General features: G+C 63.5%; 11 protein-coding genes. 8 read left to right on the forward strand and 3 right to left on the reverse strand.

The features are described from left to right. Nucleotides 1–56 precede the first annotated feature (56 nt). The 3 genes from ABEA23_RS09965 (at nucleotide 57) to ABEA23_RS09975 (ending at nucleotide 6,956) form a co-directional block, all read left to right on the forward strand. Entirely contained in the window at nucleotides 57–2,279 is a 2,223-nt protein-coding gene (locus ABEA23_RS09965) for a DEAD/DEAH box helicase (RefSeq protein WP_345477854.1), read from the forward strand. Nucleotides 2,280–2,392: 113 nt separating this feature from the next. After that, nucleotides 2,393–3,004 (forward strand): ANTAR domain-containing response regulator, encoded by a 612-nt coding sequence (locus ABEA23_RS09970; RefSeq protein WP_345477855.1) that lies wholly within the window; start codon nucleotides 2,393–2,395, stop codon nucleotides 3,002–3,004. A gap of 208 nt (nucleotides 3,005–3,212) precedes the next feature. Next, nucleotides 3,213–6,956, forward strand: coding sequence for an endo-1,4-beta-xylanase (locus ABEA23_RS09975; protein WP_345477856.1), 3,744 nt, complete (start codon nucleotides 3,213–3,215; stop codon nucleotides 6,954–6,956). Nucleotides 6,957–7,055: 99 nt separating this feature from the next. On the opposite strand, the gene ABEA23_RS09980 is transcribed toward ABEA23_RS09975, so the two are convergent. The 3 genes from ABEA23_RS09980 to ABEA23_RS09990 all read right to left on the reverse strand — a co-directional run bounded on the left by ABEA23_RS09980 (nucleotide 7,056) and on the right by ABEA23_RS09990 (nucleotide 12,803). Next, entirely contained in the window at nucleotides 7,056–10,994 is a 3,939-nt protein-coding gene (locus ABEA23_RS09980) for a S8 family peptidase (protein ID WP_345477857.1), read from the reverse strand. Between the two features lie 394 nt (nucleotides 10,995–11,388). Then, nucleotides 11,389–12,291, reverse strand: a complete 903-nt coding sequence (locus tag ABEA23_RS09985; protein ID WP_345477858.1) for a cytochrome c oxidase assembly protein — start codon at nucleotides 12,289–12,291, stop codon at nucleotides 11,389–11,391. Then, nucleotides 12,291–12,803 (reverse strand): DUF2243 domain-containing protein, encoded by a 513-nt coding sequence (locus tag ABEA23_RS09990; protein WP_345477859.1) that lies wholly within the window; start codon nucleotides 12,801–12,803, stop codon nucleotides 12,291–12,293. The genes ABEA23_RS09985 and ABEA23_RS09990 overlap by 1 nt, the downstream gene beginning before the upstream one ends. A 165-nt stretch (nucleotides 12,804–12,968) precedes the next feature. Between ABEA23_RS09990 and ilvD the strand changes: the two genes are divergently transcribed. The 5 genes from ilvD to serA all read left to right on the forward strand — a co-directional run bounded on the left by ilvD (nucleotide 12,969) and on the right by serA (nucleotide 20,477). Further along, nucleotides 12,969–14,756: a dihydroxy-acid dehydratase gene (ilvD, locus tag ABEA23_RS09995; RefSeq protein ID WP_345477860.1), complete on the forward strand. Its 1,788-nt coding sequence runs from the start codon at nucleotides 12,969–12,971 to the stop codon at nucleotides 14,754–14,756. A gap of 322 nt (nucleotides 14,757–15,078) precedes the next feature. Continuing rightward, nucleotides 15,079–16,965: an acetolactate synthase large subunit gene (locus ABEA23_RS10000; RefSeq protein ID WP_345477861.1), complete on the forward strand. Its 1,887-nt coding sequence runs from the start codon at nucleotides 15,079–15,081 to the stop codon at nucleotides 16,963–16,965. 4 nt (nucleotides 16,966–16,969) lie between these two features. After that, nucleotides 16,970–17,539 carry an acetolactate synthase small subunit gene (ilvN, locus tag ABEA23_RS10005; protein WP_345477862.1) on the forward strand — a complete coding sequence of 190 codons (570 nt, stop codon included), beginning with the start codon at nucleotides 16,970–16,972 and terminating at the stop codon, nucleotides 17,537–17,539. Between the two features lie 61 nt (nucleotides 17,540–17,600). Further along, nucleotides 17,601–18,626, forward strand: a complete 1,026-nt coding sequence (ilvC, locus tag ABEA23_RS10010; protein ID WP_345477863.1) for a ketol-acid reductoisomerase — start codon at nucleotides 17,601–17,603, stop codon at nucleotides 18,624–18,626. 258 nt (nucleotides 18,627–18,884) lie between these two features. Then, complete coding sequence (gene serA / locus ABEA23_RS10015) at nucleotides 18,885–20,477, forward strand: phosphoglycerate dehydrogenase (RefSeq protein ID WP_345477864.1); 1,593 nt, start codon at nucleotides 18,885–18,887, stop codon at nucleotides 20,475–20,477. Nucleotides 20,478–20,492 lie beyond the last annotated feature (15 nt).

Below are 20,492 nucleotides of genomic sequence, written 5' to 3' on the forward strand. Positions count from 1 at the left end.
GATAGGTAAGATGACTGGGTTGACCACAAGCGACGGAATGCGGTGATGTGACGGGAATGTCTGATTCAGTACTTTCCCGGGCGCTGCTCACCCTGACTGATGAAGCCACACTCCAGGCCGCACACGCCATGGTGGAATCTGACAGCGTCTTCATCGTCAGTGATGAGACCCAGGACGGGCTGCAGCGCATCGAGGCAGTGGTGGCCTCAGCGGAGACCGGCAAATGGTACGAGCGCCCAGTGGTGGAGACCTGGCTGGACGACGACGGCACCGGCCAGATGCACATCACCTGCAGCTGCGGTGCCGCCCCGGGCTGTGTTCACGCCGCTGCAACTATCCTGGCCTCTGGGGACGCAGTAGTTGCCGGCCTCCCCGGCTACCGCCGAGCACGAGAAACGCCAGTGGTAGAAATCAGCGCAGCGGAGACCACTGAACTGGCCCCCGGAACCCCTGCAGAAACCGACGGCGACTTAAGCGCCGCAGGCGAGACCGGGCCGGAACTGCAGCTGAACAGCTCCAACGCCACTGGTGATTGGTTCGACCTGAAGGTCACCGTGACCATCGAGGGTGAAGAGATCAATTTTGCTGATCTGTTCGCCGCCCTCAGCCGGAACGAATCGATCTTCGTGCTGCCCTCTGGCACCTATTTCCCGCTGGATTCTCCTGAGCTGGACCAGCTGCGCAGCATCATCGAGGAAGCCGCTTCGCTCAATGATCAGCCCAGCGGCTCCGGACTGCGGTTAAGCCGATACCAGTCGGACCTATGGGAGCAGCTGGGCGATGTCGGCGTTGTCGCACAGCGGGAGCACCAGTGGTGGGAGAGCCTGCGTCAGCTCTCTGACGACGCCACGCTTCAGCTGCGCAAGCCACCTGCGGGCCTTCACGCCACGCTGCGGGACTATCAAGTGTATGGCTATTCCTGGCTGCGCTTCCTCTACGAACACCGGCTCGGTGGCATCCTGGCTGACGAAATGGGCCTGGGCAAGACCCTGCAGACGCTGGCGATGATCCAGTCGGTGCGGGAGGACGCTGCACCCAAGGACACTGCACCGTTCTTGATCCTGGCACCCACCTCCGTGGTGGGCAATTGGAAGGCCGAAGCACACCGCTTCACGCCGTCGTTGGAGGTAGTTGTCATCTCCGAGACGGCGCAGAAGAGTGGCGAGCCGCTGGCCCAGCAGGTTCAGGGCGCGGACATCGTGATCACCAGCTACGCGCTGTTCCGGCTGGAGGAGGTACGCTACCGGGAGCTGGACTGGGCGGGGCTGATCCTGGACGAGGCGCAGATGATCAAGAACCATGCCTCCCGCGGTCACCGTGCTGCCCGGGGTCTGAACACGCCTTTTACGCTGGCCATCACCGGCACACCGCTGGAGAACAACCTCATGGAGCTCTGGGCGCTGGCCGCACTGACCTGTCCGGGACTGCTGGGCAGGCGGCAGCGTTTCATCCAGACGTATCAGAACCCCATCGAGAAAGAGCGCGATGCCGGACGGCTGGCCACGCTGCGCCGTCGACTGCGTCCTTTCCTGCTGCGGCGAACCAAAGAAGCGGTGGCCACAGAGCTTCCTCCGAAGCAGGAGCAGGTCTTGAGCCTCGAACTCCATCCGGACCACCGTGAGCTTTACGACCGCAGACTCCAGCGCGAACGGGCGAAAATCCTGGGGCTGGTGGAGAACGTGAGCACCAACCGGTTTGAGATCTTCCGGTCCCTGACTACTCTGCGGCAGCTGGCCCTGGACGCTGAACTCGCCGGGGAGGGCACTGCCCCTTCGGTCAAACTCGAGGCCCTGGGTGAGCTGCTGGAAGAGGTCACCGCCGAAGGGCACCGGGTGCTGGTGCTCAGTCAGTTCACCAGGTTCTTGAAGAAGGCTCGCGCCACCGCAGATGAACGCGGGATCGCCTCGGCCTACCTGGACGGGGCCACCGCCAAGCGACAGGACCAGATCGATGCTTTCCGGGCAGGGGAGCGGGAGGTCTTCTTCATCTCGCTGAAGGCCGGTGGTTTTGGTCTGAACCTGGTGGAGGCCGACTACGTGATCCTGCTGGACCCTTGGTGGAACCCGGCAGCCGAGGCCCAGGCCATCGATCGTGCCCATCGCATTGGGCAGACCCGATCAGTCATGGTCTACCGGCTCATCGCCGCAAATACCATCGAGTCCAAGGTGATGGCCTTGCAGCAGTCCAAGCACGAGCTGTTCTCCCGGGTGTTGGAGGACAGCGACGACGCCGCTCCAGTGCAGCTCAGCGCAGACGACATCCGACAGCTGCTGCAGTAGAGCACACTGGCCGGTACTCTGCTGCCCGCCAAGTCCGGGGCGGTACCCTTATTTTCAGAGCAACTGGTGCGGGGCAGGCCCCGCCCATAGACCCTTAAGCATGAAGGAGCCCCGTGACAGAGCAGACTGAAGCCGGCGTCGCCCCCGCCCAGCACCAGCCACGCCGGGTGCTGGTGGCAGAGGACGAGACGCTGATCCGACTCGATATCGTCGAAATCCTCACCGGCGCCGGGTACGAGGTTGTCGGAGAGGCCGACAACGGCGAGAAGGCCGTGGAGCTGGCCCGTGAGACCGAACCGGATCTGGTGGTCATGGACGTGAAAATGCCGGTGATGGATGGGATCACCGCGGCCAAGACCATTGCCGAGGAGCGTATCGCACCGGTGGTGATGCTCACCGCTTTCTCCCAGCGCGACCTTGTGGAGTCAGCGCGGGAAGCCGGAGCTATGGCCTATGTGGTCAAACCCTTCAGCGAGAACGACCTCATCCCTGCCATCGAGGTGGCAGCCGCACGTTTTGATGAGATCCGCGCCCTTGAGGAGGAAGTCTCCTCGCTGGCGGAGAAGTTCGAGACCCGCAAACTCGTGGACCGCGCGAAGTCGCTGCTGACTACCAAGATGGGGCTCTCCGAACCTGAGGCCTTCCGCTGGATCCAGAAGACCTCGATGGATCGTCGGCTGACCATGCGCGAAGTCGCAGACACCGTCATCGACCAGATGGGTTAGCCTCTCGGGCACCGCGCAGGTCGGCCTTGCAGGCGGCTCTGGCGGCGTCAGCGCTCTGGGTGGCGCCAGGGTGCACAGACTTTTGTTGTTCCATCGCACACAAGGTCTTGTGAACTAGGTCACACTGTGGCTAGAGTCTCCACACGGGCACCTCAGCCCGGAGCACCCGCAGTTGACCAGTCACTCGCACCTGTCCAGATGGAGCATTATGAGACCCCTGCGCGCATTCACTACACGACTGACCGCCGCTTCAGCCGCGTTGCTCGCTGCTGCTGTAGTAGTCCCCACGCTCGCTGCGGCCCAGTCAACGCCGCCAGAACAGCCCGCGGCTGAGGGCACGCCGCTGATCAGCCACAGTTTCGATGCAGCCGACCTCGGCCCCTGGCAGAACAGCGGGGGTGAAGACCTGCTCGAGTTCACCGAATTCCACGGTGACACCGTCTTGCGCGTCAACCGCGCAGAGGACTTCCACGGCATTCAGTCGCCGCAAGGACTGCTCGCTGAGCACCGTGCGGCACCGGGCGACGTCGTTGTCTACAGTGCCGAGATCATGCTGGACGAGAGCCTTCAGGCCCCGCTTGATCTCCGCTGGATAGCCCACGACGACGGCGCCGCCCACAATTACCAGTGGGGTACGGCTTCAAGTGCCGCGCCGGGGGAGTGGACCACGGTCACCTCCGAGTTCCAGATCGACGACGCCACCGATCTCGACGCATTCCGGGCCTATCTGGGAACCCCCAGTGTTGACGGACTAGATTCGTACCCGTATTACATCCGTGCGGCCTCGGTGGTCCTCCGCAGCGGCGAGGGCCCTGACCAAGAAGGCCCCGGCGAGGACGAGGGCCAGGACGGCAACGGCGAAGAGTCCCCGGCAGACAGCCCTGAGACGCTCAGCCATGACTTTGAGGACGCCGACCTTGGCCCATGGGGTCCCCGCTACGCCAACGGTGAGCACCGAGTAGAGGTCACCGACGCTGATGCTCATCAGGGCGACTACTCGGCAGTGATCACCGAGCGCACCCACCAAGGACAGGGCATCGGCGCAGACGCCACCGAAGCCCTCGCCGGCGGCGTCCAGTACGAGATCAGCGCTGCACTGCGCTTCGCCGAAGGCGAGGAACCAGATACTGTCTGGTTCTCTGCAGCCGCCACCACAGATGGCTCTACCAGCTACTCCACCCTGGGTCAGCTCAGCGGCATCGACAATGACGGCTGGACAGTGATCACCCAGCAGTTCACCGCCCCCACGGCCGACCAGCTGTCCCTCTACTTCGAGACGACCTGGGATAACGACAACCCCGGAAACACCTCCACCTTCTATATCGACGACATCAAGATCACCCGAGTCCAGGACGACTTCGACTCCAGCTTGACCGCGTTGAAGGACACTGTGAGCTTCCCCCTGGGCGTGGCCATTGATGAGCGCGAAACTTCCGGAACCGCAGCCGGCGTCGTCGGCCATCACTTTGACCGCGTCACCCCGGAGAACCACCTGAAACCCGAGGCCTGGTTCTCCGGAGACGGCACAGACACGCTGCGTCTGCACAGTCAGGCGGAGGCCATCCTGGACTACGCGGCGCAGAACGAGCTCGGCGTCTACGGACATGTGCTGGTCTGGCACTCCCAGACTCCGGACTGGTTCTTCCGCGACGAAACTGGTCAGCTGCTTCCGCGGGAGAGGATGGACGCCCGCATGGAGGAGCACATCGAAGCCGTGGCGCGCACCCTCGCCGAACGCTACGGCCCCTTCGGATCCGCCGGAAACCCCGTAGTGGCCTATGACGTGGTCAATGAGGTCATCGCCGACGGCGGTGAGTTCGCAGACGGAATGCGTCGCTCAGACTGGTACCAGATCTACGGCGATGAAAGCTACGTGGATGCGGCCTTCCGCTACGCCGAGAAGTACTTCAACGATGTCTATGCCGCTGATGACAGCCGACCGGTGGCTCTCTACATCAATGACTACAACACCGAGCTCTCGGGTAAGCGGGAACGCATGATCTCACTGGTGGAGCGACTGCTGGAACGTGGGGTGCCTGTGGACGGGTTCGCTCATCAATTCCACCTGAACCTCTCCATGCCCATCAGCGCGCTGGAGCAGGCCTTCCAGCAGGTCGATGACAGGCTGCCGGGGCTGCCGCAGCTGGTCACCGAGCTGGACATCACCGTAGGCGATTCGGTCACTGAAGGTGCGCTCATCAATCAGGCCTACCACTACCGGGATGCCTTCCGGCTCTTCCGCCAGTGGGAGGAGAGCCTGGATTCGGTAGCCATATGGGGACTGACCGACGGGCGCAGCTGGCGTGCTGCCCAGGCACCGCTGCTGTTCAATGACAACTTCACCCCCAAGCCGGCCTACTACGGCGCCATCGATGCCGAGCTTCCGGCCCAGGAGAACCGTGCGGTGGTCTTCTACGACGAGGCCCCCGCCGCAGCCGATGAGCCCGGGTACTGGGATCGCTTACCGCTGCTGAGCACCGCAGCCGGTACGGCTGAGTTTCAGTTCCGCTGGAACACCGAGGGGCTCAGCGTGTACGTGGATTCATCAGCTGATGAGGTGACCTTGGAGCACGAGGGCACCAGCTACGAGCTGACTCCCCAGGCGGTGACTCAGCTCAGCATCGACGGACTGTCACCGGGATCCAGCATTGCGGTGAACCTTCGCGCAGGTGAGGACTCCTGGAGTAACGCCACACTTGTGCTGGCCGAGGAGCTCTCATACCACCTGGTTCCAGAAGCTGAGCAGGCCCCGGAACTGACCGCTGAGCTCAGTGAAGTATGGGAAGACGTCCCTTCACTGCTCACCGAGACAGAGATCATGACCGGCGGCAGAGAAGGCGCCCAGGCCGACGTGCGGCTGCTGCACCACGACGGCATCCTGCACGTTCTGGCGGAGATCACGGATCCTCATATCGACGTTTCAGCCTCGGATCCCTGGGTGCAGGACTCCGTGGAGTTCTTCTTGGACATCGGCAATGAGCGAAACGGCCCATACCGCACTGCTGCGCGGCAGGGACATCACCTGCTCAGCGAGCAGTTCGATTTCCAGTTCCGAATCTCCGCCGAGAACCAGGTCTCCGTGGGCACTGGCGACGAGCAGTTCCAGCTGGAGCAGATCGAGACCAGCACGGCGACCACGGAAGAGGGATACATCGTGCAGGCGGCGATCGATCTGCGCGAGTACGGCGAAGTTGGTTCTCTGCACGGCTTCGATGTGCAGGTCAATGACTCGCACGAGGGCACCAGGCTGGTCACCAGTTGGGCTGATCCGACCGGCAATGGATATCAGAACACCGAGCGCTGGGGCGTCATCCGGCTGCTGGGTGAACAGGACGACGACGGCGGCAGCGGATCTCCTGACCCGACGGGGGATCCGACGGAGGTACCTGGCCCCTCCGAAGAGCCCAGCGGGAAGCCAGATCCGACGCTTGCACCCACGGATGGAACTGCAACGCCGGCGCCCACCAGCGGACCTGGCGGCGACACCGGGGACCTGTGGCCTCCGAACCCGGATGAGCTCAGCGAATCCACTCGTGGTCAGGTGGAGATCCTCACCGATCCGGCCGTGGCCGGTCAGGATATTGAGGCCCTCATCGGAGAGGACGCAGCCGGGGAGGACACCCGCGTATGGCTGTTCTCGGAACCGGCTGATCTGGGCACGGCCACAGCCGATGCCGATGGTGTCATCACGGTGACACTGCCAGCGGACTCGGCAGGCGAGCACCGCTTCGCGGTCTACACCCCCGAGGGCGAGATCATCGGTTGGACCGAGATCACCGTCAGCGAAGCGGATACTGCGCGGCCTGGTGCCGGGCCCACTACGAGCGGCTCGGCTTCCACCGGGCTTGCCTCCACGGGTGCCACGATCGGTGCGATCCTGCTGGGCGCGCTGACGCTGCTCGGGCTCGGGGCGCTGGTGCTGCACAGCTCCCGGCGCCGACAGCGGCACTAATCCCGGGCTAAGAGACGAAGGCATCCGGGACGAAAGAGCCCCGGGTTCGGGCTGAAGATTCAGCGCCGGCCCCGGGGCTCTCTCATGTACGACAGCGGATCAGCAGGAACCAACCGGATCCCAGGGACCATAGGGGTCACCGGGTTCCTGGTTACGGCTGTACCACTTGGCGGTGTAGAGCTCACCGTCATGGGTCACGGTCTCGCCACCGAGGAAACGCGTGCTGGCCGCCCAGGCGTTGACAGTCTCGCCACCGCACTGGGTTTCGGCACCGATCTCAGACCACGCGCTGTAGGCAGACTCGCCCGGCACCTGGTTCTGTGAGTACCAGAGCGCTTCGAAGACCCGACCGTCATAGCGGACCTGGTCACCTTCGTCGTACGCCGTAGATGATGACCACTCAGCCGCGGCGTCGTCGTCCTCTTCTTCCTCTTGATCACGAGGCTCCAGCGCATCGACGATCTCCCAGCGGTTCTCTGTGCCTGCGTTATGCGGGTGCAGCAGAAGCAGCTGAGCGACCTGGGCGTGCTCGCCCTCGGTCTCCTCGTCGCCACCCACGCCGATCAGCGCCTCAGGACGGGTGATCGGGATATCGGTCTGACCCGCAGCGGTGGAGAAGATTCCGTCATCGGCATCACCGAACAGCAGATGCTGCTGTTGGGAGAAGGTCACGCCCTCCAGGGCGGAGACCTGTCCTGAACGGTTATTGCCGTAGACAGAGAATTCGAAGGCGGCTTCGCCGGCCTCGAGCTCCTCAGCGGTGGCTCCGAACCACGCCAACGGGAAGGCTACCTGCATGACGTTGCTGTCATAGGGGCGGGTGTCCACATGTCCGCCGCGCAGGAACGGCAGAGTGCGTCCCTGCAGACTGCAGGTGGCGGTGCCCAAGCTGCAGGCATCCACGCTGACCATAGTGCTATCGGCGGTGACATCATTGATGCTGCTCAGGCCCACATAAGCCTGGAAGACAGTATCTTCTGTCTCCCGCTCAATGATGAAGTGGTCCCAGGCGCCGAAACGTCCCCAGTCATGATGGGTAGCAATGCCGATGCCGATCATCTCCGTGCCGCCGACCTCGAAGTACTGCGTACCCACAGCCGCCAGATCCACCGCAGCAGCAGAGGGGGTGCTCAGCTGTTCTGGGTCAGTAGCCTCCCGGGTGGCACCCAGCTGGAATGGTGCGGTCAGGGACTCGTACCGCTCATGTCCCTCGCCCTGGGATAGCCCGCTGCCGGTGAGGCTCAGCACAGACTCGGCCGAACCCTCATCAAAAACGACATCCGCACCCGTGGTGGTCGACGCCGGGCGGACATTGGCGTTGACCGGAACATGAAGCGTCTCAGCCTCCGGGGCGCCGGTCAGCTGAATCCAACCCTGCTCGCTGGCCAGGAAGTTGCGTACCAGCCCCGGGAAGATGCCCTGCAGGGCAGGGTCAGCCAGATCCATAGTGGGGTCGATGACCTTCCGCAGCGCCTCAACATCAGAGACGCTCAGCGTCACGGTCACCTCAGTGCTGCCACCAGCCGGTACAGCAGCTGAGCTTGGCACCTGGAAGGTGACTCCGGGGATTGACTGCTGAGCCTGGTAGGCCAGTTCGAGGGTGACATCTTCGTCGTGGTGATTCTCAATGACCAGGTCACGGCTGACGCTGAGCTCTTCAGCGGCGTCCACCGGGTCGAAGGCCATCGAGACCAGGCCCGGGTTCTGCGCATCGTAGGCAATAACGCGGTTGGACACTGCCGCCCCGCCGTCGATCCGGCCAGCGCCGATCCGCTGCGGTCCGGCTTCAGTGCCCTCAATGCTCACCATATGCGAGGAGGTGTTCATCAGCAGTGCCTTATGGCGCTGAGCCGTCAGCCAGCCTCCTGCCGAGTCCCAGCCGTGGGCCTGGACTGCCAGGGCCGCCACACCGGCAGCAAACGGCGAAGCCATGGAGGTGCCTGAACTGGTCGAGGACCCGTTGCCGGTACCGGTGCGGGCCGATGTCACCGACGTGCCAGGTGCTGCCAGATCAGGTTTGAGCAGACCGAAGGAGCCCGGGTTTCCACGGGAGGTGAAGGAAGAGACCGTATCAGCGGCATCGGGGATGCTCACCGGCACGCTGCCGTTGTACTGGGCAGGATCCAGGCGCACCTGGAGTTCGCGAGTCAGCTCAATAGCGCCAGTGGCGGGATCGTACTCTGCGAATCGAGCCAAGTCCTCTGCCAGGACCTGGACACCCGGGGTCTCAGCATTGCCGCCGATACCTGTGCCGAAGGAGCTCAGCGTGGAGGTCAGCACCACGCCTGCAGCACCTGCCGCTGCCGCCACTTCAAAACGCGGAGTCGATCCGCAGGGCAGCGCGGTGTCATCATCCCAGGCCAACATCAGCACCTCGCCGGCCACCAGCTCAGCGTCCTCGGCGGTCAGCGGTTCACAGCCGGAGAGGTAGGCCAGAGAATTCTCCGGGTCCAGGGCCACCAGCTCGGCCGGTTCCTCCATCCCGGGGCCGGAGAAGTTCACCGAAGCCTGGCCAGCGATGACCTCGGGTTCCTCGGCGTCGTCGAAGTAGAACTCCGCGCCGTCGTAGAAGAACTGACCGGAAACCGACGAGGCAACAGCAATAGCGTCAGTGGCCGCAGCCGGGAAGCCGCTCACACCCGGAAGGTCACCGGAGTTTCCGGCAGAGGACACCACCGTCACCCCCATCTCAGCCAGCTGCTCCACATAGCGGGCCTCAGGCATATCCGGAGTGGGGAAGGTCCCGCCCAGGGAGAGGTTGACCACATCAATGAAGTCATCCTCATCGCCTCCGAAGGCGGTGGGGTCGAGATTATGGCTGTAGACCCAGTCCAGGGCAGTGGTAGTCATCTGCGTGCTGCCATCGCGACCGAAGACCTTCAGCGCCACAAGCTGTGCTTCGGGTGCCGCACCGGGGCCCACATCGAAGGCACGCAGAGCGTGGTTGTCCAACTCCGAGTAGTCGCCGGTGAAGGTCTGACCTTCGGCATCAACACCACGGCCAGCGGCGGTGGCGGCCACATGGGTGCCGTGTCCACTTGCACTGCCGGTGGCGGTGTCGATCGGGTTTGGATCAGGCTGGGCGGTGCCGGGGGTGCCGGTGTAGTCATCACCGACGAAGTCCCAGCCGTTGATGACATTGCCCTGAGGCCATTCCACTTCACCGGTGTGCCGGGCGGCCTGGTAAGCCTCTACGGTGCCGGCGTCGTCGGAATCGTTAAAGGTGGCATGGGTGTAATCGATACCGGAGTCGATGACCGCGATGGTCACCCCTTCACCGAGCACTCCGGTCTCCCACCACGCTTCAGTGGTGGCGGTATGAATGACGTTGCCGGAGTTCGAAGAGATCTCATCTTCATACTCCAGGGCCAGCTCGGGCTCTTCGCCGCCCTCGGAGAGTTCCACCCGGTCGGGGTCGTAAGCAGAACCTTCCTCCGCCTCGGTCTCATCTTCAGCAGCGGACTCATCCGGTTCTGCCTCGGCCGTTTCCTCCGCAGTGTCCGAGGAGTTCTCGGGTGCGGCATCCTCCTCCGCGGCTGCGGGGTCTTCTTCAGTGGCGGAATCTTCAGAGCCGGGTTCTTGGGTGTCGGACCCTTCAGCTGCGGGGTCCTGGGAGTTGGAGTCCTCCGTGCCGGCATTGTCTTCCGCCGGTTCAGATTCTTCGTCAGCTTCACCTTCAGTATCTGTTTCGGGCGCCAGGCTCAGTGCCTCCATCTCCGGGATGAGGTGGATGGCGGCGATATCCTCACGCTCCAGCAGAAGGCGGAGGTCGGCGGCCTCGGCCACCACTGCCACACCGGTGAGGGCGGCGCCGGTCTCATACATCCATTCGGCCTCAGGCAGCTCCTCGAGGATGTCCTGCGCTTTGCTAGCCACCAGATCCTCGGCCTCGCTGAGGCGGGAGCGCTTTGAAGGTGCTGGAGCGGTCTTATGGAAGTCCTCGCCGTATTGCTCCTGCAGACGCTCAGCGGCCGGCTGGATGTCTGCGAACTCGATATAGGCAGCAACCCGGCCTTCAGCAGTATTCAGGGACTCCACGGCAGGAGCGGAATTCTCACCTCCTTCGGCGGGGCTAGGAAGGACCGGTTGGTTCTCTGCCGCAGCAGGGCCTATGCCGAGTCCAGCCAGGGATAAGGTCAGTGTTCCGACGAGGGCAGCTTGTCCCAATGAGGGCAGCCGCCTTTGGGGCGGGTGTTGTGACACTGGTTCTCCTTGTTCAGGGGAGGAAACAAACGGTTCATCACATGTCGGTGCGAGTACTGCTGCATGAGATGTGATGGACTTCACCCTACGCGGAAATTGCTTGCAGTAGGCAACAAATTGTCATGAAGGTGAAACTGTCGCTTTACATAGCGAACATAATTCCAACCTGTGGAAGCTCGTCGTTGAAATTACGGGCAAGTTCACTGCAGACAGTTCCCCACCAGCAGGTTTAGCGGAGATGAACTTGGCTCGGAAATACGTCGAACTTTTCCTTCTTTGACACCGACACCGGTCTTACGCGGTCTGCTCGCCTGACTCTCCGCTGCCGGTGGCGGTACCAGCCGGCGAACATCGCCACTGCCAACGCGAGCTCCACGGCGTCGCCGCCGTAGTACATCAGTTGGGCGGCCGCCTGGAGATCCTCCGGACTGTGCAACTGGGCGGCAGGCAGAGTGTGCGCGCGGGCATAGATCAGTGTGGCCAGCCAGGCGTGCAGTCCGGCACTGAGGATCAGGACCCCGGCGCGAGCAATGATGCCGGGGCGTCGCGGGGCTGGATCTGCACCGGCCAGCGACCACGTATAGAGGCAGCCCGCCAGCAGAAAATGCAGGTTCAGCAGCGCATGCAGCGCCGGGTTGCTCATCACCGCCGGGTAGAGCGGGGTGAGATACAGCAGGAAGAGCGGAGCGATATGCAGCACCGCCGCCGTGACCGGATGCCCCAGGACATGGACTGCAGCAGACCTCAGCGCCCGGCCCAACACCCGCCGGGTCCGCGGGCCAGCGGCCCCCAGCAGAACCGTGATGGGCGCAGCCAAGACCAGGAACAGTGGTCCGAGCATGCCTAGTAACAGGTGCTGAAGCATATGGGCCCCGGCGCTGTGCTGGAGGTGACCGGCCATCGGCTGTCCGGATTCAACCGCGGGGGAGAGCGCCGTCGCGATCAGCAGTGCCCCCATCAGCCAGCTGAGTCCACGCCAGGGGCTCCAGGAACGCTGCAGCACCAGATTCCGGCGGAGCAGCAGGACAAAGTAACCGCCGGTCAGTACCGCAAAAGCGGCAGCTGGCAGCAGCCACTCCGTTGCCGCAGCTTCTGTGGCGTGCAGCGGGTGGTGTCCGTGCGCCGAGAGCATCATTGTCGACGGCGCCGGGAAGGCGATCTCGCCATCAGGAGGACCCCCAGGAGGATCAGCAGGACCCCGGCGCTGATCCAGGCCAGATCATAGGGGAGAAGATTCTCGACGTCGTACCTCACCTGATGCACCCGCAGCACCTTGTGGTTGATCACCCCATCAAAAACCTGAAAACCACCGGCACCCAGGAAGAATCCGGACCAGGCCCGTCGAGCTCCAAGGCGCTGACGATGACGCAGTTCAGCCAGCAGGAAGAAGCCGGCCACCAGGAAAACCAGTTGGGCGGCGTGGAGCAGCCCGTCTGAGAACAACCCGATCTCCGGTGTGGAACGGTCATAGAAGTGATGCCATGCCAGCAGCTGGTGGAAGACGATCTCATCCACAGCGGCCATCATCCCGACGCCGATCAGCGTCCCCGCCAGCACGGAGCGACCAGGCTCCATCGCAGCGTTACCTCTGCTGCCGCCAGTGTGGTGGGGAGCCTGCGGCTGATCAGGGTCTTCGCCGGTCATCTTCTGACACTAGGCAGCCTGGAGAGAGTGGTCAAGAGGTTCTTGCCGGCTGCCTCGGTACGGCACGGGTGAGGAACCTGGTAAGTGAGACAAGAAATTCCGCGTGGTGAGACGACGTCGCCATCAGAAGGCAGATGGGCTCGGGGCCGGAGTACCATCAGTACCATGTCGCAGAGCACCCAGAACCCTGCCGCTGAGCAGGACCCGCAGCAGACCGAAGCTCCTCGCTTCACCCCGCCCACACCGGTCACCGGGCCCTCCATTCCAGAGAAGCCACGCAGCTGGCAGGTCACTGACGGGTACACCCGGGCACCTGCCCGCGGCATGCTGCGTGCCGTGGGCATGGGGGATGACGACTTCAAGAAGGCCCAGATCGGCATCGCCAGCTCCTGGAATGAGATCACCCCCTGCAATCTTTCCCTGGACCGGTTGGCCAAGGCGTCGAAGGAGGGTGTGCACGCCGGAGGCGGCTACCCCCTGGAGTTCGGCACTATCTCTGTCTCCGATGGCATCTCCATGGGCCACGAGGGCATGCACTACTCGCTGGTCTCCCGCGAAGTCATCGCCGACTCGGTGGAAACCGTGATGCAGGCTGAGCGACTGGACGGTTCGGTCCTGCTGGCCGGCTGTGACAAGTCACTGCCTGGCATGCTGATGGCTGCCGCTCGGCTCGATGTCAGCTCGGTCTTCCTTTACGCCGGCTCCATCATGCCCGGCATCGCCCGCTTCTCCGATGGTACGGAGAAGGAAGTCACACTCATCGATGCCTTCGAAGGTGTGGGCGCCTGCGCACGCGGCACCATCAGTGAGGCGGACCTCGATGTGATCGAACGTGCCATCTGCCCCGGCGAAGGCGCCTGCGGCGGTATGTACACCGCTAACACCATGGCGTGCATCGGTGAGGCGCTGGGGCTCTCACTGCCCGGCTCCGCCGCCCCACCCTCGGCCGACCGCCGCCGCGACTACTACGCCCACAAGTCAGGTGAGGCTGTCGTGGAGCTGCTGCGCAAGGGCATCACCACCCGTGACATCCTCACCAAGAAGGCCTTCGAGAACGCCATCACAGTGACCATGGCATTCGGTGGCTCCACCAACGCGGTGCTCCATCTGCTGGCCATCGCCCGTGAGGCCGAGGTGGACCTGACGCTGGATGACTTCAACCGCATCGGCGACCGCGTCCCGCACCTGGGAGACCTGAAGCCCTTCGGCCAGCATGTGATGGCAGATGTGGACAAGGTCGGCGGCGTGCCCGTGGTGATGCGCGCCCTGCTGGATGCCGGCCTCATCCACGGCGACGTGCTGACAGTGACCGGCAAGACCGTGGCCGAGAACCTCGAGGTCATCAACCCACCGGATATTGACGGCAAGATCATCCGCACCCTGGATAACCCCATGCACCACAACGGCGGCATTGCGGTTCTGCGCGGCTCTCTTGCTCCTGAGGGTGCTGTGGTGAAGTCTGCGGGCTTCGACGCCGAGGTCTTCGAAGGTACTGCGCGGGTGTTCGAACGCGAGCAGGCAGCGTTGAAAGCCTTGGAAGAGGGCCGGATCCAGGCCGGCGACGTCGTCGTCATCCGTTACGAAGGTCCCAAGGGCGGACCTGGTATGCGCGAAATGCTGGCCATCACCGGTGCGATCAAGGGTGCTGGGCTGGGCAAGGACGTGCTGCTGATTACCGACGGGCGCTTCTCCGGGGGCACCACTGGTCTGTGCATCGGCCATATCGCGCCGGAAGCGGTCGACGGCGGGCCTATCGCCTATATCGCTGACGGCGACACGATCCGCGTGGACATCGCTTCCCGCAGCATCGAGCTGGAGGTTGAGGAGTCCGTGCTGGCTCAGCGCCGGGCCGATCCGGCCTGGAAGCCGCTGCCGCCGTTTGTCACCACCGGCGTGTTGGGCAAATACGCCAAGCTCGTACGGTCTGCGGCAGAGGGCGCGTACTGCGGCTGACGCCACTCGGCTCTCCTGTAGGGCTGTGCTATCCGAAATGTGGGCGACCCAGAAGATCGAGTCGTCCAGAATATGAGACGAAAAATTCCCGGCATTGACACACATCACACCCGGGGCAACGATGGTCATATGCGCCAGAAGCTAGTAGTAGTACTCGTTATTACCCCCGCCGGGGTATGAACGAGCTGCTCATGCGCCGACGCTAAGCACCGTCCAACCCCGGCAGAAGGGTCCACAGGGACTCCTCGGAGCCGGGGTTTCGTCTGTGTGGGGCCCGATGACTTTAAGGCAGGACACCATGACATGGATGAGGGAAGAAGAGATGAGCACTGCCCCAGCAGCACACGCTGACCCTGCAGCCAGCCTGCGCAACAGCCTGGATCGACATGGCCGTATTACCACCGCTGACCAGCGCCTCTACGGCCCCGGGCGCGAGATAGCCCCGGAGCAGGTCACCGGCAGCCAGGCCATCATTCGCAGCCTGGAGGAGCTCGGCGTCACCGATGTCTTCGGCATTCCGGGCGGAGCCATCCTGCCCACCTACGATCCGCTGATGGACTCCACCCAGATCAACCACATCCTGGTCCGGCACGAACAGGGCGGCGGACATGCAGCCCAGGGATACGCCATGGCCACCGGAAAAGTGGGCGTCTGCTTCGCCACCTCGGGCCCCGGAGCCACTAACCTGGTGACCCCGCTGGCTGATGCCCATATGGACTCTGTCCCCATGGTCGCCATCACCGGACAGGTCAACGCCCAGGTCATCGGAACTGATGCATTCCAGGAAGCCGATATCGTCGGGATCTCCACACCGATCACTAAGCACGCCTTCTTGGTGACCGACGCCGACCAGATTCCCCAGGTCATGGCAGAGGCCTTCCACATCGCCTCCTCGGGACGCCCGGGTCCGGTGCTGGTGGACATCACCAAATCCGCGCAGACCGCGCAGACCACCTTCTCCTGGCCGCCGAAGATCGGGCTCAACGGCTATAAGCCCGTGACCCGCGGGCATGCCAAACAGGTCCGTGAGGCAGCGAAGCTCATCCAGTCCAGCTCCCGTCCGGTCTTCTACATCGGTGGCGGTCTGATTAAAGCCGAAGCCTCCGAGGAGTTCATCAGCCTCGCCGAAACTGTGGGTGCCCCGGTGGTCAACACGCTGATGGCACGCGGGGCTTTCCCCGATTCCCACCCACAGAACGTGGGTATGCCCGGGATGCACGGGACGGTCTCCGCTGTGGCCGCGCTGCAGCAGGCTGATCTGCTGATCACCCTCGGCGCCCGCTTCGACGACCGGGTCACCGGTCAGCTGGAGACCTTCGCCCCGGGTGCCAAGGTCATCCACGCCGATATCGACCCTGCAGAGATCTCCAAGAACCGGCTGGCAGATGTGCCGATCGTCGGGTCGCTGAAGGAGATCGTGCCTGAGCTGCGCAGCGCCGTCGAGGACGTCTTCGCTCAACAAGGCCAGCCAGACCTCGCAGCATGGTGGAAGCAGCTGGACCGGCTGCGCGAGACCTACCCGCTGGGATGGACTGAGCCTGAAGACGGCAAGATCGCCCCACAGAAAGTCATCCAGAAGATCGGCGAGGCCGGCGGGTCAGAAGCCATCTATGCCGCAGGCGTGGGACAGCATCAGATGTGGGCCGCCCAGTTCATCACCTACGACCGGCCCCGCCAGTGGCTGAACTCCGGAGGCCTGGGCACCATGGGCTACTCGGTGCCAGCAGCCATGGGCGCAGCCGTGGGCAGTCCGGAACGAGTGGTCTGGGCCATTGACGGCGACGGCTGCTTCCAGATGACCAACCAGGAACTGGCCACCTGCGCCATCAACAACATTCCGATCAAAGTCGCCGTCATCAACAACTCATCCCTGGGCATGGTCCGCCAGTGGCAGACCCTGTTCTATGAGTCCCGCTACTCCAACACCCACCTGAATACGGCAGTCAGCGCCGACGGTAACGATGTGGTGCGCATCCCGGACTTCGTCAAACTGGCCGAGGCATATGGCTGTGTGGGGCTGCGCTGCGAGCGCGAAGAGGACATCGATGCGGTGATCGCTGAAGCCATGGAGATCAACGATCGTCCCGTGGTCATCGATTTTGTCGTCTCCCGGGACTCCATGGTCTGGCCCATGGTGCCCGCCGGCGTCTCCAATAGCGCCATCCAGGTGGCCCGCAATATGACTCCCGAGTGGGATGAGGAGGACTGAGACCATGAGCGCTCTGAAGAACAACGTCAAAGCCCAGGCGACTAATGAAGCCGTCTCCCGCCGCACACTGTCGGTGCTGGTGGAAGACGTCCCCGGCGTGCTCTCCAAGGTGTCAGGGCTCTTCGCCCGCCGCGCCTTCAACATCCACTCGCTGGCCGTGGGCCCCTCCGAAATCGAAGGCCTGAGCCGGATCACCGTAGTGGTCGATGCCGACACCACGCTGCTTGAGCAGATCACCAAACAGCTGAACAAGCTCATCAACGTCATCAAGATCATTGAGCTTGAGCCGGGCAACTCGGTGCAGCGCGAACATCTGCTCATCAAGGTCCGAGCCGATGCCGCAGCACGGCTGCAGGTCACCCAGGCGGTAGAGCTGTTTCGGGCCAAGATCGTCGACGTGTCGGTGGACTCACTGACCGTTGAAGCCACCGGTGCCGCCGATAAGCTCGACGCCCTGCTCAGCGTGCTGGAGCCCTTCGGGGTCCGTGAGATCGTACGTTCGGGAACCCTGGCGATCTCCCGCGGCTCCAAATCCATGACGGAGAAAGCTCTCTCCGGCAAAGCGCTGCGCTAGCGCCCTCACTCTTGAAGACTACTGACCAAAAACCCAACCACCATGAGGAGAACCTCGAACGATGACTGACCTCTACTACGACGACGACGCCGACCTCTCCGTCCTCTCCGGCAAGACCGTAGCCGTCATCGGCTACGGCTCCCAGGGCCACGCCCACGCACTGTCGCTGCGCGACTCCGGTGTGGACGTCGTCGTCGGCCTCAAGGAGGGCTCCTCCTCCCGCGCCAAGGCCGAGGAGCAGGGCCTGAAGGTCGCCACTGTTGCCGAGGCGGCAAAGGCTGCAGATGTGGTGATGATCCTGGTCCCGGATCAGCACCAGGCTGCTGTATACGCCGAAGAGATCGCGCCGAACCTGGAGTCGGGCAACGCGCTGTTCTTCTCCCACGGCTTCAACATCCGCTTCGGCTACATCCAGCCGCCCGCCGACGTCGACGTCGCCATGGTGGCTCCGAAGGGCCCCGGCCACGTGGTCCGCCGCGAATACGAGGCAGGCCGCGGTGTGCCCGCGCTGATCGCCATCGAACAGGATGCCACCGGAAAAGCAAAGGACTTGGCCCTGGCCTACGCCAAGGGCATCGGCGGTACTCGCGCCGGCGTCATCGAGACCACCTTCACCGAGGAGACCGAAACCGATCTCTTCGGCGAGCAGGCTGTGCTCTGCGGCGGTGCCTCCCAGCTGGTGCAGTACGGCTTCGAGACCCTGACTGAGGCCGGCTACAAGCCGGAGATCGCCTACTTCGAGGTGCTCCACGAGCTGAAGCTGATCGTGGATCTGATGGTCGAAGGCGGCCTGACCAAGCAGCGCTGGTCCATCTCTGACACCGCAGAGTTCGGCGACTACGTCTCTGGTCCGCGGGTGATCTCCCCAGAGGTCAAGGACAACATGAAGGCAGTACTGGCCGATATCCAGTCCGGTGCCTTCGCCCAGCGCTTCATGGACGACCAGCGCAACGGCGGCAAGGAGTTCGCAGAGCTGCGCAAGAAGAACGAAGAGCACCCGATCGAGTCCACCGGGCGCGAGCTGCGCAAGCTGTTCTCCTGGATCACCCAGGATGACGACTACACCGAAGGCACTGCGGCACGGTGAGCTAGTCCCGCGGGCGGGGAGACCCCGCCCCAACGGCTCGGCTGCACATACGGGAGTCACAAATAGCGTTATGTATGCCACTTTCGGCGTTGAAATACCGTCTTTTGTGACTCCCGTGCCGTGGCGCACCGAGATACGCGTCCGAAGCGGGCGCTAGCCGCTCGAAGAACGCGAAAAATTCTCTAGGATGGTGGGGTCGGCCGAAGCGCCGGCCCCAAGCCGTCTAAGCAGTACATCCCGATACTGAAGAAGGAACCTGTGAGCATTCGTCCCGTTGTTGTCCTCGCCGAAGAACTGTCACCTGCCACCGTCGAGGCCCTCGGGCCGGACTTCGAGATTCGTCAGTCCGACGGCACCGACCGCCCACGGCTCTTCGCGGACATCGCCGAGGCCGATGCCCTGATGGTCCGTTCCGCCACCCAGGTGGACGCCGAAGTCCTCTCCTACGCCAAGAAGTTGAAGGTTGTGGCTCGCGCCGGCGTTGGGCTGGACAATGTGGACATCCCTGCGGCCACTGCCGCTGGCGTCATGGTGGTCAACGCCCCGACGTCGAATATTGTCTCCGCCGCAGAACTGACCTGCGCCCATATCCTGGGCCTGGCTCGCAATATCTCCCCGGCGCATCAGGCGCTGAAGGCAGGGGAGTGGAAGCGCTCAAAGTACACCGGTGTGGAGCTTCAGGACAAGGTCCTCGGCGTTATTGGTCTGGGCCGTATCGGCGGCCTGGTGGCCGAGCGGATGAAAGCCTTCGATATGGAGATCCTGGCCTACGACCCCTACGTCACCGCAGCCCGGGCACATCAGCTCGGTGCGCAGCTGGTCAGCCTGGACGAGCTCTACGAAAAAGCTGACGTGATCACCATCCACATGCCCAAGACCCCCGAGACTCTCGGCATGCTGGGCAAGGACGCCTTCGCCAAGATGAAGGACACCGCTGTGGTCGTCAACGTCGCCCGCGGTGGCCTGATCGATGAAGAAGCATTGGAAGAGGCCCTGGCGGCAGGAGAGATCGGCGGAGCCGCAGTGGACGTCTTCTCCACTGAGCCTTCCACTGATCTGCCCTTCTTCAGCCGCGAAAATGTGGTGGTGACCCCGCACCTCGGGGCCTCCACCCACGAAGCCCAGGAGAAGGCCGGCGTCTCGGTGGCTAAATCCGTGCGCCTAGCTCTGGCCGGGGAACTTGTCCCCGACGCCGTGAACGTGGCCGGCGGCGCCATCGATCCTTTGGTGCGCCCCGGCATTCCGCTGATCGAGAAGCTCGGCCGAGTGCTCAACGCCCTCTCCACCGAGGCCTTCACCGATATCGAGACGGAAGCAGCCGGTGAGATCGCTGAGCTCAATGTCTCCGCCCTGCAGCTGGCAGCTCTGAAGGGCCTGTTCACTGATGTGGTGCACGAGCCAGTTTCCTACGTCAACGCCCCGGTACTAGCAGAGCAGCGCGGTATTTCCACTCGACTGACCACCACGACTGAGGTGGAGGACTACCGCAATGCACTCACCGTCCGCGGTGCTACCTCAACGGGCACCAACCTCTCGGTGCGCGGCACGTTGACCGGACCCAAGCAGATCGAGAAGATCGTAGGCGTCAACGGCTACGACCTGGAGATCACGCTGACCGATCACCTGGTGGTCTTCGAATACGCCGACCGTCCTGGCGTGGTGGGCGCACTCGGGCGCATCCTGGGGGAGCAGGGTGTGAACATCGCGGGCATGCAGATCTCCCAGAACACCAAGGAAGGCCGCGCCCTGGCTGTGCTGGCCATTGATTCAGCGCTGCCGGCCGGCGTGCTGGAGGCAATCAGCGCCGAGGTTCAGGCGACACTGGCCGCCGAAGTCGACCTCGAAGACTGACCACAAGAGAGAACT

Origin of the sequence: Nesterenkonia rhizosphaerae (assembly GCF_039544555.1) — a bacterium.
Taxonomy (GTDB): domain Bacteria; phylum Actinomycetota; class Actinomycetes; order Actinomycetales; family Micrococcaceae; genus Nesterenkonia; species Nesterenkonia rhizosphaerae.